This window comes from Carnobacterium sp. FSL E2-0243, assembly GCF_038003605.1.
GTDB lineage: Bacteria > Bacillota > Bacilli > Lactobacillales > Carnobacteriaceae > Carnobacterium > Carnobacterium maltaromaticum.
In genome coordinates this window covers 1,124,434-1,140,745 of record NZ_JBBOPM010000001.1, presented here as the reverse complement: position 1 = coordinate 1,140,745, position 16,312 = coordinate 1,124,434, and the positions used below count along the sequence as shown (strand labels likewise).

Here is a 16,312-nt window from a genome sequence, read left to right as displayed (position 1 = left end):
TTAATTAAGTTTTTTTATGAATGAAAAGGCTGCTCCAGTTACAAATAATAAGCCTAGTAACATAGCAAACACTGTTTCTTCTTCTCCAGTTTTTGGAAAAGATTCAGTTTTAGCTTGAGGAGCAACGGGTTTGCTCGGTAGTTCTGGACGACTTGGTTCCTCGGGAACAACCGGAATAACTGGATTCTCAGGTAGCTCAGTTAAGGTATTTGTAATTGTTGTGTTATCGATACTTTTTTTGTATTTAGCAACTTCAACTTCGTCTAACGTATACGTATAAGCTACGCCATTTGTATCGGACTTAGGCAAATTAGTGAAATTAAAAGTCCATTTACCTTGATCATCAGCTTTTACTTCTTGCTTCTCAAAAATTTGACCATTTTGAAGAAGAATCACTGTAATACTTTCAGGTCGAGTGTTGTATTTATTATTAAAATCATCCCACATTTTTATTCCGCTAATTTCAGTTTTTTCTTTTTCATTTGTAGCGGTAATTGTCGCAACGAATAAGCTATTTGACTCTTTAAAATCTGCTGGAGTTACAAGAATCGGTGTTGGATCTAAAGTATAACCAACCGGAGCTTTTGTTTCGATTAATTGATAACTGTCTTGAAGTAACCCCTTAATTTGTCCTTCACCATTTACGGTTGCAATAGTTCCAACTTTTCGATTAGTAGAAACTCTAATAACGTCGAATTCAGCTCCATTTAACAAAGTTGCATTCTCTTTATCTTGTTTAATTAAGTGAATTTGATAGGTATTTCCTGCTGCACTTCCACCCTCATCTGAATAAACAAAATTCTTCTCACTGGTAGTCGTTTCAATTTCATTAGCAGTTATTACCGCTTTATTGTCAAAACTCTCTCCTTGAGCCGGAATATGCCCAATAATACCATCATAAGTAATCAGATATGGGCGATTAATATTACCAAGTCCGATAGAAAAACCTTTATTTCCATTACTCATTGTAATTTTATTACTAAATGCATCAGTCACATCGCGTAAACTATTTGGTACCATATTCCAATCTTCATCAACATTATTCCAAGTGTAATCAATCTCTTGAATTTTGATTGAATCCTGATTAATCAAGATATCTTGTTGCCCTAATAAATCACTAACAACAACATCTGTTAAATCTTTTGAAGAGACATTAACTCGTAAGCTGTAGTTGATTACTTGGGAATCTCCATTTGGATCAAATACACCTGATTTGTACAGAACCTCATCCTGATCACCAGTCCCTTTTTCATACTCTATTTCTTTGATAATTGTTTGACCATCAATATCAAATTCTAAAGGGATTTTCCCTGTTTCTGTGATGGTATAAGAATCAACCTGAACACTGAACCATAATTTACCGCTAATATTAGAATTTTTTTCAGCATAATCTGTATAGATTAACTTCACAGTCTTATCATCTTGATTTGCATAAGCTGTTGCCACTACATTTCCAGCATCATCCTTAACTTCAAATGTACTATCATTTTGTAATTCTAATTCTTTAGGTAATGAAATAGTTGTCGTATCTCCTGCACTAATTTTATTATTAGGAAGAGTAAAGTCAATTGTAACTAAAATATCTGTCCATTGATCAATAGTTCCTAAATTACTACCATCATTTCTTGTCATATTAATATTCGTAACAATATCTGAAATAACTTGCTTATTCTCCATTGTTTTTGTGTTATCAGCACTAACAAACTGGAAACTTCCCAAAATAGAAAAAATCAAAACAACTAGCATTGAAATACTATAAAACTTTTTTATTTTATTCATCTTTACACCTCTATTTTATTATATATTCTTTTATATTATATACACTAAAAATATTGATGTAAACACAAAACGTGAGTTACTTATTTTTAATAATAGGAAATAGATAGAAACATGTGCAGTTTTTTTACGCCTTTCCTTTTTGCTAATAAAAAAACCACATGAAATAGTTCATTTTAGTGTCTAGGCATTTGATTTTTATCGAAATAACTATAAAATTGCGATTTATCTGAAAAATCAGCTCTATATAAACCATTTAAACCAGCTCTTTGAGCAAATACACCTAATTCACTTAATAAATTCTCTTCTACAGGTGATAATTTTATACGTCCTTTAAGTCCTACACTATAAATGTAATTTACTAAACGATTAACAAGTGCTTCTGGATTTTCTGTAGTATCAATTTTAATATATACTTGTAATAACACATCTGTAATATCTAATAAACTCGAAGCAGAGCCTGAGCGTTTAATTAAATTATTATACAGTTCATGAATATTTTCTTTGACCTTATCTACTTTATCCATAACTATTCCTCACTTTCAGTACTTAACCTCGACTAGCAAATAAATCATCTGCCCAATGATACGGTACATCAGTCCGCTTTAAATTTTCCATATTATTATTTTTAATACTACTATAATAACATATATCTATAAATAAATTATAATGATTAAATAGTTATTTTCTGCTGGTATATGATCAAGAAATTCAATATTAATTGAACATGGTAGACATTCATGATGCGAATGAAAACTATCAAAAAAAATCATAGAGTTTTATTTTTTAACATTTACCTGATAGATTTAATAGTTTAGCTCTTTGAACTAAACTATTAAATCACATCGTTATATCTTAATTGGTTAACTTGTTCAGTCATACTAATTGTTCCGTCTAAGATGTAATCAGCATTTGAAGAAACTATCTTCTCATGTTCTAAAAATATAGGACGTGCATAGTTAAGATACGTCTTTGACCAATTTATAATCTCTTCCTTGTCTCTATCCGAATAGTCTCTAATAACCTGTCGAGCAAAAGACACATCTAATGGTGTTTTCACATAGATAACTGTATCAATATAGGGTTTTAAACTATCATGTTCATATCCAAATGGGAAATCGATAAAAATAAATTCAAAAACACGTTTCTTAGTAGCTAAAAAAAAATCATCCATTAACTGAGTAATATCATACTGATTAACGGCTGTCTTAAAATCTTCTAAAAGTAACTCCATAGGGGGCGCAGATGGCAATGCATCAATGCTATAGTCATCAAATGAAAGAACACAGGAATTATCTACGTTTTCAACTAATTCTTTAACAAGTGATGTCTTCCCACCAGCTGTGATACCACTAACAACTATAACTTTTGAATTATACATAATTACCTCCAACAAGTATTTCTAACTTCTCTAATAGGTTGGTTTTAGTATATCATATATAGTAACTAACCCATAAACGCTCAATGCTCCAATCAACATCAGAGATTGATCACCAAGGATCCTCGAACACGATTTTAGGCACTCTCATGTAGCTATGCTGATTGATTTAAGCAATGGTAGAGAAAGATACGATACTATTAAAGAACGTTTAGGACACTCTAGTATAACGACTACAATAGAAACGTACTCTCACCTATATCCTAACAAACAAAAAACTGTAAGTGACCCTTTAGATGACCTAGTCTAATCTATGTATTTCTAAAATGGAGACTTTTTGGAGACTTTTATTTTCGAAAACGCAAAAAAAAGTACCAACGAATCGTTAGAAACGTTGATACTACTAGTATACCGGCGGCCGGGGTCGAACCGGCACGCCCTTGCGGGCACAGGATTTTGAGTCCAGCGCGTCTGCCAATTCCGCCACGCCGGCAAGAAAGTAACTTATATTAAACTTTATAAAGATAAAGGCGGTAACCGGATTTGAACCGGTGATGAAGGTTTTGCAGACCTCTGCCTTACCACTTGGCTATACCGCCATTATATAAAATTTAATTTTAAAGTAAAAAATAAGCATTTCTGCATCTTTTACTAACTGGGCTAGCTGGATTCGAACCAACGCATAACAGAGTCAAAGTCTGTTGCCTTACCGCTTGGCGATAGCCCAATAATAATACAAAAGGCGACTGATGGGAATCGAACCCACGCATGGCGGAACCACAATCCGCTGTGTTAACCACTTCACCACAATCGCCATGAATTCATTTAATAATAAAAATAGAAAAGGCGACTGATGGGAATCGAACCCACGCGTGGCGGAACCACAATCCGCTGTGTTAACCACTTCACCACAATCGCCATCATATTAAATTTCATTATAAATGACAGGGGTAGCAGGAATTGAACCCACACTAATGGTTTTGGAGACCACTGTTCTACCTTTAAACTATACCCCTAAAGATTTAATTAACTATAAAAAAAAATGGTGGAGGGGGGCAGATTCGAACTGCCGAACCCGAAGGAGCGGATTTACAGTCCGCCGCGTTTAGCCACTTCGCTACCCCTCCAAAAATGGTGGCGCAGGACAGAATCGAACTGCCGACACATGGAGCTTCAATCCATTGCTCTACCAACTGAGCTACTGAGCCATTTTTATAGGTAATCTATTTAATTTTTAAAAATATGGCGGTCTGGACGGGACTCGAACCCGCGACCTCCTGCGTGACAGGCAGGCATTCTAACCAGCTGAACTACCAGACCAAAAAATTAATTTGTGTTACGTCACATTTAATTTACCCTCAAATCAATAACTTAAAGATAAACTAATGGGGGTTAACGGGCTCGAACCGCTGACCCTCTGCTTGTAAGGCAGATGCTCTCCCAACTGAGCTAAACCCCCAGATACTGCTTAAATGACCCGTACGGGAATCGAACCCGTGATACCGCCGTGAAAGGGCGGTGTCTTAACCGCTTGACCAACGGGCCTAAATAAAATTTCAGATACGGAGAGTAAGGGATTCGAACCCTTGAGACAGTTTTCACCGCCTACACGATTTCCAATCGTGCTCCTTCGGCCAGCTCGGACAACTCTCCAGATTCTAAATAAATCTCAAACAATCATTATCTTTTTCCATAGACAATCTTTCTATGTAACTCCGCAAGTAGGACTCGAACCTACGACATCATGATTAACAGTCATGCGCTACTACCAACTGAGCTATTGCGGAATAATATTGAATCTTGCGTGGCAACGTCCTACCCTCACAGGGGGAAACCCCCAACTACTCTCGGCGCTGAAAAGCTTAACTGCTGTGTTCGGCATGGGAACAGGTGTATCCTTTTCGCTATCGCCACCACACAATTTTTTTACAACTTGCGGCGCTACTCTGCGTCTGTTTCCTTTACTCCACTCCTCATGCACACTAGTGCATTCCGGGGTTCGCTCAGTTACATCCTTGATTAGCTTGCAATTTGTTAAAAAATGCTTGTTTAGGTTGATGGTTACATCGACACTAAACTGCGATTCAATTATTTAGTTGTAGAGAGTTTGATCTCTCAAAACTGGAACTGTTTAAAAAGTAATTGTTTTGGAAACGTTCTTCACCGTTTATTTCTTGGTTAAGTCCTCGACCGATTAGTATTGGTCCGCTCCATACATCGCTGTACTTCCACTTCCAACCTATCTACCTGATCATCTCTCAGGGGTCTTACTCACTTACGTGATGGGAAATCTCATCTCGAGGGGGGCTTCACGCTTAGATGCTTTCAGCGTTTATCCCTTCCACACATAGCTACCCAGCGATGCTCTTGGCAGAACAACTGGTACACCAGCGGTGTGTCCATCCCGGTCCTCTCGTACTAAGGACAGCTCCTCTCAAATTTCCTGCGCCCGCGACGGATAGGGACCGAACTGTCTCACGACGTTCTGAACCCAGCTCGCGTACCGCTTTAATGGGCGAACAGCCCAACCCTTGGGACCGACTACAGCCCCAGGATGCGATGAGCCGACATCGAGGTGCCAAACCTCCCCGTCGATGTGGACTCTTGGGGGAGATAAGCCTGTTATCCCCAGGGTAGCTTTTATCCGTTGAGCGATGGCCCTTCCATGCGGAACCACCGGATCACTAAGCCCGACTTTCGTCCCTGCTCGACTTGTAGGTCTCGCAGTCAAGCTCCCTTCTGCCTTTACACTCTACGAATGATTTCCAACCATTCTGAGGGAACCTTTGGGCGCCTCCGTTACTCTTTAGGAGGCGACCGCCCCAGTCAAACTGCCCGTCTGACACTGTCTCCAGCCACGATTAGTGGCTAGGGTTAGAGTGGTCATACAGCAAGGGTAGTATCCCACCAATGCCTCCATCAAGACTGGCGTCCTGACTTCTATGGCTCCTACCTATCCTGTACAAGCTGTACAAACACTCAATATCAAACTGCAGTAAAGCTCCATGGGGTCTTTCCGTCCTGTCGCGGGTAACCTGCATCTTCACAGGTACTATAATTTCACCGAGTCTCTCGTTGAGACAGTGCCCAAATCGTTACGCCTTTCGTGCGGGTCGGAACTTACCCGACAAGGAATTTCGCTACCTTAGGACCGTTATAGTTACGGCCGCCGTTTACTGGGGCTTCAATTCTTAGCTTCGCCGAAGCTAACCAATCCTCTTAACCTTCCAGCACCGGGCAGGCGTCAGCCCCTATACGTCATCTTTCGATTTTGCAGAGACCTGTGTTTTTGATAAACAGTCGCTTGGGCCTATTCACTGCGGCTGATCTTTCGATCAGCACCCCTTCTCCCGAAGTTACGGGGTCATTTTGCCGAGTTCCTTAACGAGAGTTCTCTCGCACACCTTAGGATACTCTCCTCGACTACCTGTGTCGGTTTGCGGTACGGGCAATTTCTTTCTAACTAGAAGCTTTTCTTGGCAGTGTGACATCAGAAACTTCGGTACTGTAATTTCCCTCCCCATCACAACTTGTCCGTACAGAAGCAAGCATTTAACTCACCTCAAGACTCATTGCTTAGACGCACATATCCAACAGTGCGCATTTCTTAGCCTCCTGCGTCCCTCCATTGTTCAAACAAAAGAAACTGGTACAGGAATATCAACCTGTTGTCCATCGCCTACGCCTATCGGCCTCGGCTTAGGTCCCGACTAACCCTGGGAGGACGAGCCTTCCCCAGGAAACCTTAGTCATACGGTGGACGGGATTCTCACCCGTCTTTCGCTACTCATACCGGCATTCTCACTTCTAAGCGCTCCACTAGTCCTCACGGTCTAGCTTCGACGCCCTTAGAACGCTCTCCTACCATAGAACCCTAAGGTTCTATCCACAGCTTCGGTGTACTATTTAGCCCCGGTAAATTTTCGGCGCAGGGTCACTCGACTAGTGAGCTATTACGCACTCTTTAAATGATGGCTGCTTCTGAGCCAACATCCTAGTTGTCTAAGCAACCCCACATCCTTTTCCACTTAATAGTAACTTTGGGACCTTAGCTGGTGGTCTGGGCTGTTTCCCTTTCGACTACGGATCTTATCACTCGCAGTCTGACTCCCGGATATAAATCAATGGCATTCGGAGTTTATCTGAATTCGGTAACCCTAGAAGGGCCCCTAGTCCAAACAGTGGCTCTACCTCCATGATTCTTAATTCCGAGGCTAGCCCTAAAGCTATTTCGGAGAGAACCAGCTATCTCCAAGTTCGATTGGAATTTCTCCGCTACCCACACCTCATCCCCGCATTTTTCAACATACGTGGGTTCGGTCCTCCAGTGCGTATTACCGCACCTTCAACCTGGACATGGGTAGGTCACTTGGTTTCGGGTCTACGACCACATACTCATTCGCCCTATTCAGACTCGCTTTCGCTACGGCTCCGTCTTATCAACTTAACCTCGCATGTAATCGTAACTCGCCGGTTCATTCTACAAAAGGCACGCTATCACCCATTAACGGGCTCTAACTATTTGTAAGCACACGGTTTCAGGAGCTCTTTCACTCCCCTTCCGGGGTTCTTTTCACCTTTCCCTCACGGTACTGGTTCACTATCGGTCACTAAGGAGTATTTAGCCTTGCGGGATGGTCCCCGCGGATTCCGACGGAATTTCTCGTGTTCCGCCGTACTCAGGATACACAACAGAGTGAACTTTGTTTCGATTACGGGGCTTTTACCCTCTTCGGCGGACCTTTCCAGATCGCTTCTTCTACAAAACTCATTTATGACTCTTAATGTCGTGTCCTACAACCCCAAAGAGCAAGCTCTTTGGTTTGGGCTCTTCCCGTTTCGCTCGCCGCTACTCAGGGAATCGAATTTTCTTTCTCTTCCTGCAGGTACTTAGATGTTTCAGTTCTCTGCGTCTACCTCTACTAGCCTATGTATTCAGCTAGCAGTAACATTCTATAAAAAATGCTGGGTTCCCCCATTCGGAAATCTTTGGATCAAAGCTTACTTACAGCTCCCCAAAGCATATCGGAGTTAGTCCCGTCCTTCATCGGCTCTTAGTGCCAAGGCATCCACCGTGCGCCCTTATTAACTTAACCTAATTTATCTGTATTGCTTCCTACTTCTTCGTCCATTTCGTGTTCTGCGATGCTCACGTACGCTAGTACGCTCTGCTTCTCAAACCCTTCATGTCCTCGAATTAGAAACCACTACAACTAAATTTTTATCGATGGTATTCCCGAAGGAATCTCATGATGTTAGTCAATGATTTTATTCATTATCTTACGATAAGAACTAATTAAAAAACTCATTTAAAACGCGGTGTTTTCTCGGTTTCTTACTTTAATTACTTTTTAAACAGTATCCAGTTTTCAAAGAACAAAATGTGATTGACCTCTAATGAATAGAGATGAATCGTTTTGAGAGTTAGACCTCTCAAAACTGAACAAAGTAAAAACGAATGTGTGGGATTTCCGTAATATTCCTTAGAAAGGAGGTGATCCAGCCGCACCTTCCGATACGGCTACCTTGTTACGACTTCACCCCAATTATCTATCCCACCTTAGACGGCTGGCTCCTAAAAGGTTACCTCACCGGCTTCGGGTGTTACAAACTCTCGTGGTGTGACGGGCGGTGTGTACAAGACCCGGGAACGTATTCACCGCGGCGTTCTGATCCGCGATTACTAGCGATTCCGGCTTCATGTAGGCGAGTTGCAGCCTACAATCCGAACTGAGAATGGCTTTAAGAGATTAGCTTGGCCTCGCGACCTTGCGACTCGTTGTACCATCCATTGTAGCACGTGTGTAGCCCAGGTCATAAGGGGCATGATGATTTGACGTCATCCCCACCTTCCTCCGGTTTGTCACCGGCAGTCTCACTAGAGTGCCCAACTGAATGCTGGCAACTAGTAATAAGGGTTGCGCTCGTTGCGGGACTTAACCCAACATCTCACGACACGAGCTGACGACAACCATGCACCACCTGTCACTTTGTCCCCGAAGGGAAAGCTCTATCTCTAGAGTGGTCAAAGGATGTCAAGACCTGGTAAGGTTCTTCGCGTTGCTTCGAATTAAACCACATGCTCCACCGCTTGTGCGGGTCCCCGTCAATTCCTTTGAGTTTCAGCCTTGCGGCCGTACTCCCCAGGCGGAGTGCTTAATGCGTTAGCTGCAGCACTGAAGGGCGGAAACCCTCCAACACTTAGCACTCATCGTTTACGGCGTGGACTACCAGGGTATCTAATCCTGTTTGCTCCCCACGCTTTCGAGCCTCAGCGTCAGTTACAGACCAGAGAGTCGCCTTCGCCACTGGTGTTCCTCCACATATCTACGCATTTCACCGCTACACGTGGAATTCCACTCTCCTCTTCTGCACTCAAGTTCTCCAGTTTCCAATGACCCTCCCCGGTTGAGCCGGGGGCTTTCACATCAGACTTAAAGAACCGCCTGCGCTCGCTTTACGCCCAATAAATCCGGACAACGCTTGCCACCTACGTATTACCGCGGCTGCTGGCACGTAGTTAGCCGTGGCTTTCTGGTTAAATACCGTCAGGGGATGAGCAGTTACTCTCATCCTTGTTCTTCTTTAACAACAGAGTTTTACGATCCGAAAACCTTCTTCACTCACGCGGCGTTGCTCCGTCAGACTTTCGTCCATTGCGGAAGATTCCCTACTGCTGCCTCCCGTAGGAGTCTGGGCCGTGTCTCAGTCCCAGTGTGGCCGATCACCCTCTCAGGTCGGCTACGTATCATTGCCTTGGTGAGCCATTACCTCACCAACTAGCTAATACGCCGCGGGTCCATCCATTAGTGGTAGCCGAAGCCACCTTTCCTTCAAGAATCATGCGATTCCTGAAACTATGCGGTATTAGCATCCGTTTCCGAATGTTATCCCCCTCTAATGGGCAGGTTACCCACGTGTTACTCACCCGTCCGCCACTCACTTGGTTAAAGAGCAAGCTCTTCAACTTCGTGCGTTCGACTTGCATGTATTAGGCACGCCGCCAGCGTTCGTCCTGAGCCAGGATCAAACTCTCATATAAAATGATGCTTGAAGCTCATTAGTTTTTGCTAGCGAATAATTATTCACTTTCTTGCTTGTTTGACTCAACCTTGTTGAGTCATCCTACACATTTGGTTCGTCTTACTTTGTTCAGTTTTCAAAGGTCTAAGTTGTTTCGTTTGTCGTTTTGACAACTTCTAAATATTACCATCTCGACAGTTTATTGTCAACATTTTTTTAAAAGTTTTTTGAATATTTTTTTCAGTAATGAATATTTATTCAAATGCCAGTTTACAGCTCGTTCTCCTGCCGACTTAAAACATCTTATCATGTTTCAAAAGGCTTTGTCAACTGCTTTTTTAAATAATTTTTATTTTGTTTTGAGCGGTTGTTTTAACTAACTGTCTTAGCGACATCAACTACTATACCAAGATATTCAAGCACGGTCAACTAAAACATACAGAATTTATGCAAAAAAATAAAAAAGCGAACAATCTATAAATAATTAGATTTAAAAGTCGTATATATATTCAGCCAGCCCTTTATATAATCAAGAATCGTTATCTGCTTAACTAGTAGTGTTCGTAAAATTAATAATGTAGAAAACAGCATCTCTACATACATAAAGATAAACTAACCGTATTTATTACTTTTAAATACGGTTAATTCAATTTATTTTTCTAAACGATAGACAACTGTTTCATATGCTCTTAAATGTAAATTAGCTAAATCAACTGAACTATCAGAGTAATTTGATAAAATTATTTCTTTGACTTTATGTGACTCATGACTAAAATCAGCTTCTTCTTCATAAAAATTAGCTACAATTAACCAAGTTTCATTCTCATAGCTTCTTTCATACACAAATAGTTGAGTATCATTTGGAACAAGCTCTTGATAGGTTCCCCAAACCACTAAAGGATTGTTTTTACGTAACTGAATTAAACGTTGATAATGATAGAATAGCGATTCTGAATCAGCTAACTCATTTTCAACATTAATTTCTGAATATCGTGGACTTAACTCTAACCACGGAGTACCTGTTGTAAAGCCTCCATGCTCATGATTACTCCATTGCATTGGGCGACGTGCATTATCGCGCCCTTTTTTATTAATAGAAGCTAAAATATCCGCTTTATCGTATCCAGCAGCTAATCGTTCTCGGTACATATTTAAACTCTCGATATCATCCAACTCTTCTATAGAAGAAACAGGAGTATTGACCATCCCTATTTCCTCTCCTTGATAGATGTAAGGAGTACCCTTCATTAAGTGTAAAATAGTCGCTAACATCTTACCACTCTTTACTCTATACTTAGAACTATCATTGCCCCATCTTGAAATAATTCTTGGTAAATCATGATTATTCCAAAATAAGCTATTCCAACCTTCATCTCCCAGTGCTGTTTGCCATTTAGAAAGGATTGCTTTTAATTGAATAAAATCTAAAGGTTGTAAATCCCATTTACTTTTACCTGGCAGTTCATCTAAACTGATATGCTCAAATTGGAAGACCATTGAAAGCTCTTCTCTGTCTGGGTTAGAGTATAGCTTCGCAATTTCCGGTGTTGCTCCCCATGTTTCGCCAACAGTTAAAACATCATACTTACCAAAAGTTTCCTTATGCATCTTCTTTAAATACTCATGAAGTTTAGGACCGTTTCCAGTGATACCTTTATCTGGGATTTTCCCAATTAAATCAATTACATCCATTCTAAAGCCGCCGATTCCTTTTGCTAACCAGAAATTCATTAACTTCCATACTTCTTCTTGTACTGCAGGATTTTCCCAATTTAAATCTGGTTGTCTCTTACTAAATAAATGGAAGTAGTATTGATTTGTTTCTTTATCAAACTCCCACGCCGAACCACTAAAAATAGACTGTAGATCATTAGGCGGACCTCCATTGACTGGATCGCGCCAAATATAATAATCACGATAAGGGTTCGTTTTACTCTTTTTAGCTTCTTTAAACCAAGGATGTTCATCAGACGTATGATTCACAACTAAATCCATAATTATCTGAATACCACGTTGCTTAGCTTCTCTAATCAATTCATCCATATCTGCCATCGTTCCAAATTCTGGTAGAATAGCTTCGTAATCACTAATATCATAGCCATTATCATCATTAGGCGATTTATACACCGGGCTTAACCAAATCACATCAATACCTAATTTTTCAAGATACTCTAATCTACTAGTAATACCTGCAATATCACCTATCCCATCACCATTGCTATCTTGAAAACTTCTTGGATAAATTTGATAAACGACCGAGCTTTGCCACCATTTTTCCACTTTAATCACCTATTTCTTTATGATTTTATTTGTTTTTGAATCATTTCTAAATTCAATTCAGCTGTCTTCGCTACGTAAATATCGGCAAACCTCATTGCTTCTGGACTTCCGACACCAACAGAAAACATACCAGCAGCATTAATCGACTCGATTCCCGCTTCTGCATCTTCAATCCCTACGCACTCGGAAATAGTTAAGCCTAATTGTTTCGCACCTTTAGTAAATATCTCTGGATCTGGCTTCCCTTTTTTAAGACTTTCAGGATCGACCACGGTATCAAATAAATTAGCAATGCCTAAGCGTTCTAAAATAAAAGGACCATTTTTGCTTGCTGAAGCTAGACCTAACTTTAAATTAGCCGCTTTTATTTCTGCTAAAAATTCTGCCATGCCTGGTAATAAATCTGCTGGGGTAATAGATTGAATTAACTTTTGATACTCCTTGTTTTTTTCATCAGCTAATTCGTTTTTTTCTGCTTCAGAGTAAGTTTGACTTTTTCCACCATAGTTCAGAATTTTTTCTAATGAATCTGTCCGACTAATACCTTTTAGTTGTTCATTAAATTTACGATCAATTGAAATCCCTAATTTATTAGCTAATTCACGCCAAGCTAAGTAATGATACTCTGCAGTATCTGTAATGACACCATCTAAATCAAATATAAAACCTTTTATCATTTTAATCCACCTCTTTAGTTAATAAGAATCTAAGATAGGGCTGGAACTTAATTCCAGCCCACCTTAAATTAAATCGCTTGTTGAACTTGGTCTGTAACACGAACGTTTTCACCGCATAAAGTTAAATCAAGTGCTTCGCCTTCAACTAAGATAACTGATGCCGTAGTCTTTGTTACAATTATTTTTAATAAACGTCCACGGTAGCTAATTTTAAATTCATAGCCATCCCAGCCTTTTGGACAGAAAGGTTTAAACTGCAATTGATTCTCATAAGTTCGCATTCCAGCAAAGCCTTGGACAATCGCTAACCAACTTCCACTCATTGAGGTAATATGCAGCCCATCCTCAGTATCGTTGTTGTAGTTATCTAAATCTAACCGTGCTGTCCGAGCATATAATTCAACTGCTTTATCTTCTAATCCAACTTCTGCTGCTAAAATAGCATGAATACAAGCAGATAATGACGATTCGTGAACAGTCATTGGCTCATAAAATTCGAAATTTTTCTTTTTCTCTTCTATAGTATATTCATTATTTAGGAAATAGAGACCTTGCAGAACGTCTGCTTGCTTAATAAAGCATGAGCGTAAAATTTTGTCCCATGACCAATGTTGATTTAAAGGACGTTCTGTTGCTGCTAACGTTTCAACTGCTCTTAAATCTTTGTCCAAGAATGTATCGTGCTGTACAAAAATTCCTAGTTCTTGATTTTTTGGATAATACATCTTAGCAATGATATCTTGCCATTGATCTTTTTCAGTTTCTGTAATTTGTAAATCAACTAATTTTTCTTTGCTAACTTTTTTTAATGACTCTAAAGTATAACGTAGTACCCAAGTTGCCATCGTATTTGTATACCAGTTGTTATTCACATTATTTTCATATTCATTTGGACCAGTTACACCGTGTAGCATGTATGCTTCATTTCGTTTAGAATAATGCACACGATCTGCCCAAAATCTTGAGATTTCAGTTAAAACATCGATTCCATCAGAAAGTAGATAAGCTTCGTCGCCTGTGTAATTGGTATAATTATAAATAGCATAGGCAATTGCTGCATTACGGTGTATTTCTTCAAAAGTAATTTCCCACTCATTATGACACTCTACACCAGTAAACGTTACCATTGGATAAAGTGCACCTTTTAATCCTTGTTGTCTAGCATTATGCAGTGCCCCTGGTAATTGGTCATGACGGTATTTTAATAGCTGTTGCGATACTTCTGGTTCTGTAACAGATAAATACATTGGAACAATATACGCCTCTGTATCCCAGTAAGTTGCACCACCATATTTTTCACCAGTAAAACCTTTTGGTCCAACATTTAAGCGAGCATCTTCTCCATAGTAAGTCGAAAACAATTGGAAAATATTAAAACGAATGCCTTGTTGTGATTCAGGGTCACCGGCAATCACTACATCAGCTTTATGCCAACGTTTGCCCCAAACGATTTTATGTTCACGTTCCAATTTGCTGATTCCAGCATCTTCAGCTATACGTAATAGCTCTTCTGCCTTAGCAACTTGCTGATTTGGTTCGATATCACGACTTGTCACAACGGCAATTAACTTGGTTAACTTAGCTTTTTCTCCAGCTTTAAGTTGGTAGTCAAACTGCTCTTGAACTAGCATTTCTTGATCTGTAGTGTGACCCTTCTTCTCATCTGACGCTCTATTTTTCATCATTGTTGTGACAGTAAACTGCGGGATTTCAAAATCATTAGGAATAGTCTTCGTTGTTAAATAGCTATATTCTCCTAGCCCACGATCCATTTCCAACCAAAATTTCTCATCATAATTACTATCTTCATTGGTCACATTTCCATCTAATTTAGCATTAAATTGAATTGAGGCTTCCCCTTTTAAAACTTCTGCAGCAACTTCAACGATGCAAAGTTCTTTTTGGGCAACACTTACGAAGCGCTTAAAGCTAAATTTAATTTCTATTTCTCCAGAGACCCATGTATAGTGGCGATATAAAATTCCTGTTTGTAAATCTAACTCTAAATGAAAATCCTTAATTTCATCAACAAAGGTATCGACTTTATGTTGATTAACGAAAATATCAACCCCGATAAAATTAGTTGCATTAATGACTTTTCCAAAATAATCTGGATAACCATTTTTCCACCAACCAACACGCGTTTTATCTGGATACCAAACACCTGCTAAATACGTTCCCACATGTGAATCACCAGAGTATCCTTCTTCAAAATTACCGCGCATCCCCATATAACCATTGCCAATTGCGGTTAAGCTTTCTTGCAGACGCTTATGTTCCTTATCTAACTTAGTTGTCGCTACTTTCCAAGAATCAATATCAAATAATCGCTGAATCATTTTATTTCCTCATTTCTTTTACGTTTATTTTTAATCGGTGTATCACTAAAATGAGTGACCGCAAAAACTGCAGTTAGCATAATCACTAACCCTAAAGACTGAAAGCCAATCATAATCGTCATATCAAAATGAACTAAACCAATTAAAACAGCTAATAAAGTCCCTATTCCACTAGCATTTAGAATTAAATTAAAAGATTCTTTATATGTTCGAATTGATGATAAAGTACTTCTTTTTGTCATCCAAATAAAGAAAGCTGCAATAAACATGACTAAAACATTACTAAAACTAATGATTATTCCGGTCATTAGCATCATGGTAAAAGAAACAAAAGCTTTATTCTGCTTAAACCATTGCTCTTTAATTTGTTCTTTTAACGCACTCTTTGTCTGACTATTTTTTAAACTGAAATTTTCTGTATAACGTACCTCAAATTGATAACCAGACTCATCTTTTAAAAGTAAATGATCCTTTTCAAAACTAATTAAATTTTTTTCTGATTTTTTTACACTTTTCGGAATTTCAACACCTACAACCCCAGTATCTTCTACGATAGTAAAAGGTTCTCCTGAAATCAGTTTTCCGTTTTCAAATTCAACCGCCTGTAGCTTAGTCGCAAATTCATCTGTAACTAAGCGCAGCGTATGTGGCATAATTTCTTGTAATTGAAAGTTAGTACTCTGACTAAAATATAAGGAAACAGGGAACATCAACAAGGCATTTAAAAAGATAAAAATCACTATATTTTGTATCCAGCTTAAATTTTTACGTCCCTTAAATACTCGTTTTGGTGTTGCAATACTGTTGAAATAGTTTAAAGGAAAAGGCATTTTTTTCAT

The 16,312-nt window shown here is 39.4% G+C and carries 7 protein-coding genes, 13 tRNA genes, 3 rRNA genes and 1 pseudogene; 1 reads left to right on the top strand and 23 read right to left on the bottom strand.

The features are described 5' to 3' along the window. The 3 genes from MHI00_RS05345 to MHI00_RS05335 all read right to left on the bottom strand — a co-directional run bounded on the left by MHI00_RS05345 (nucleotide 1) and on the right by MHI00_RS05335 (nucleotide 3,157). A complete protein-coding gene (locus tag MHI00_RS05345; RefSeq protein ID WP_341111737.1) occupies nucleotides 1–1,779 on the bottom strand; it encodes an Ig-like domain-containing protein in 1,779 nt (592 codons plus the stop codon). Nucleotides 1,780–1,952: 173 nt separating this feature from the next. Next, nucleotides 1,953–2,303 (bottom strand): bacteriocin immunity protein, encoded by a 351-nt coding sequence (locus MHI00_RS05340; RefSeq protein ID WP_010054679.1) that lies wholly within the window; start codon nucleotides 2,301–2,303, stop codon nucleotides 1,953–1,955. A gap of 308 nt (nucleotides 2,304–2,611) precedes the next feature. After that, nucleotides 2,612–3,157, bottom strand: coding sequence for an adenylyl-sulfate kinase (locus tag MHI00_RS05335; RefSeq protein ID WP_341111730.1), 546 nt, complete (start codon nucleotides 3,155–3,157; stop codon nucleotides 2,612–2,614). A 115-nt stretch (nucleotides 3,158–3,272) separates the two neighbouring features. Here MHI00_RS05335 and MHI00_RS05330 point away from each other — a divergent pair. Then, nucleotides 3,273–3,464 (top strand): annotated as a pseudogene (locus MHI00_RS05330) (site-specific integrase); the annotation flags it as partial. A gap of 99 nt (nucleotides 3,465–3,563) precedes the next feature. On the opposite strand, the gene MHI00_RS05325 reads toward MHI00_RS05330, so the two are convergent. From MHI00_RS05325 to MHI00_RS05230, 20 genes are all read right to left on the bottom strand, one after another. Next, a tRNA-Leu gene (locus MHI00_RS05325) sits at nucleotides 3,564–3,647 on the bottom strand. 35 nt (nucleotides 3,648–3,682) lie between these two features. Continuing rightward, nucleotides 3,683–3,753: transfer RNA gene (locus MHI00_RS05320), tRNA-Cys, on the bottom strand. 56 nt (nucleotides 3,754–3,809) lie between these two features. Then, nucleotides 3,810–3,881: transfer RNA gene (locus MHI00_RS05315), tRNA-Gln, on the bottom strand. Between the two features lie 14 nt (nucleotides 3,882–3,895). Continuing rightward, a tRNA-His gene (locus MHI00_RS05310) sits at nucleotides 3,896–3,968 on the bottom strand. A gap of 31 nt (nucleotides 3,969–3,999) precedes the next feature. Beyond that, nucleotides 4,000–4,072 (bottom strand) — tRNA-His (locus tag MHI00_RS05305). Nucleotides 4,073–4,099: 27 nt separating this feature from the next. Then, nucleotides 4,100–4,170 (bottom strand) — tRNA-Trp (locus MHI00_RS05300). 27 nt (nucleotides 4,171–4,197) lie between these two features. After that, nucleotides 4,198–4,281: transfer RNA gene (locus MHI00_RS05295), tRNA-Tyr, on the bottom strand. A gap of 5 nt (nucleotides 4,282–4,286) precedes the next feature. After that, nucleotides 4,287–4,362 (bottom strand) — tRNA-Phe (locus tag MHI00_RS05290). Nucleotides 4,363–4,397: 35 nt separating this feature from the next. Beyond that, nucleotides 4,398–4,474 (bottom strand) — tRNA-Asp (locus tag MHI00_RS05285). Nucleotides 4,475–4,540: 66 nt separating this feature from the next. Then, nucleotides 4,541–4,613 (bottom strand) — tRNA-Val (locus MHI00_RS05280). 14 nt (nucleotides 4,614–4,627) lie between these two features. Then, a tRNA-Glu gene (locus tag MHI00_RS05275) sits at nucleotides 4,628–4,699 on the bottom strand. 18 nt (nucleotides 4,700–4,717) lie between these two features. Next, nucleotides 4,718–4,807 (bottom strand) — tRNA-Ser (locus MHI00_RS05270). A gap of 60 nt (nucleotides 4,808–4,867) precedes the next feature. Further along, nucleotides 4,868–4,941: transfer RNA gene (locus tag MHI00_RS05265), tRNA-Asn, on the bottom strand. A gap of 15 nt (nucleotides 4,942–4,956) precedes the next feature. After that, nucleotides 4,957–5,072: ribosomal RNA gene (gene rrf / locus MHI00_RS05260) — 5S ribosomal RNA — on the bottom strand. A 256-nt stretch (nucleotides 5,073–5,328) separates the two neighbouring features. Continuing rightward, nucleotides 5,329–8,250: ribosomal RNA gene (locus MHI00_RS05255) — 23S ribosomal RNA — on the bottom strand. Nucleotides 8,251–8,641: 391 nt separating this feature from the next. Continuing rightward, nucleotides 8,642–10,196: ribosomal RNA gene (locus MHI00_RS05250) — 16S ribosomal RNA — on the bottom strand. Together the 16S, 23S and 5S rRNA genes with 13 tRNA genes alongside form the textbook arrangement of a ribosomal RNA operon. Nucleotides 10,197–10,828: 632 nt before the next feature. Next, nucleotides 10,829–12,457, bottom strand: a complete 1,629-nt coding sequence (locus tag MHI00_RS05245; RefSeq protein WP_317913426.1) for a glycoside hydrolase family 13 protein — start codon at nucleotides 12,455–12,457, stop codon at nucleotides 10,829–10,831. 17 nt (nucleotides 12,458–12,474) lie between these two features. Further along, nucleotides 12,475–13,134 carry a beta-phosphoglucomutase gene (gene pgmB, locus MHI00_RS05240; protein ID WP_010052151.1) on the bottom strand — a complete coding sequence of 220 codons (660 nt, stop codon included), beginning with the start codon at nucleotides 13,132–13,134 and terminating at the stop codon, nucleotides 12,475–12,477. 68 nt (nucleotides 13,135–13,202) lie between these two features. Further along, nucleotides 13,203–15,473, bottom strand: a complete 2,271-nt coding sequence (locus MHI00_RS05235) for a glycoside hydrolase family 65 protein (protein WP_341111720.1) — start codon at nucleotides 15,471–15,473, stop codon at nucleotides 13,203–13,205. After that, a complete protein-coding gene (locus MHI00_RS05230) occupies nucleotides 15,470–16,312 on the bottom strand; it encodes a DUF1189 domain-containing protein (protein WP_287431259.1) in 843 nt (280 codons plus the stop codon). Before MHI00_RS05230 ends, MHI00_RS05235 begins: the two co-directional genes overlap by 4 nt.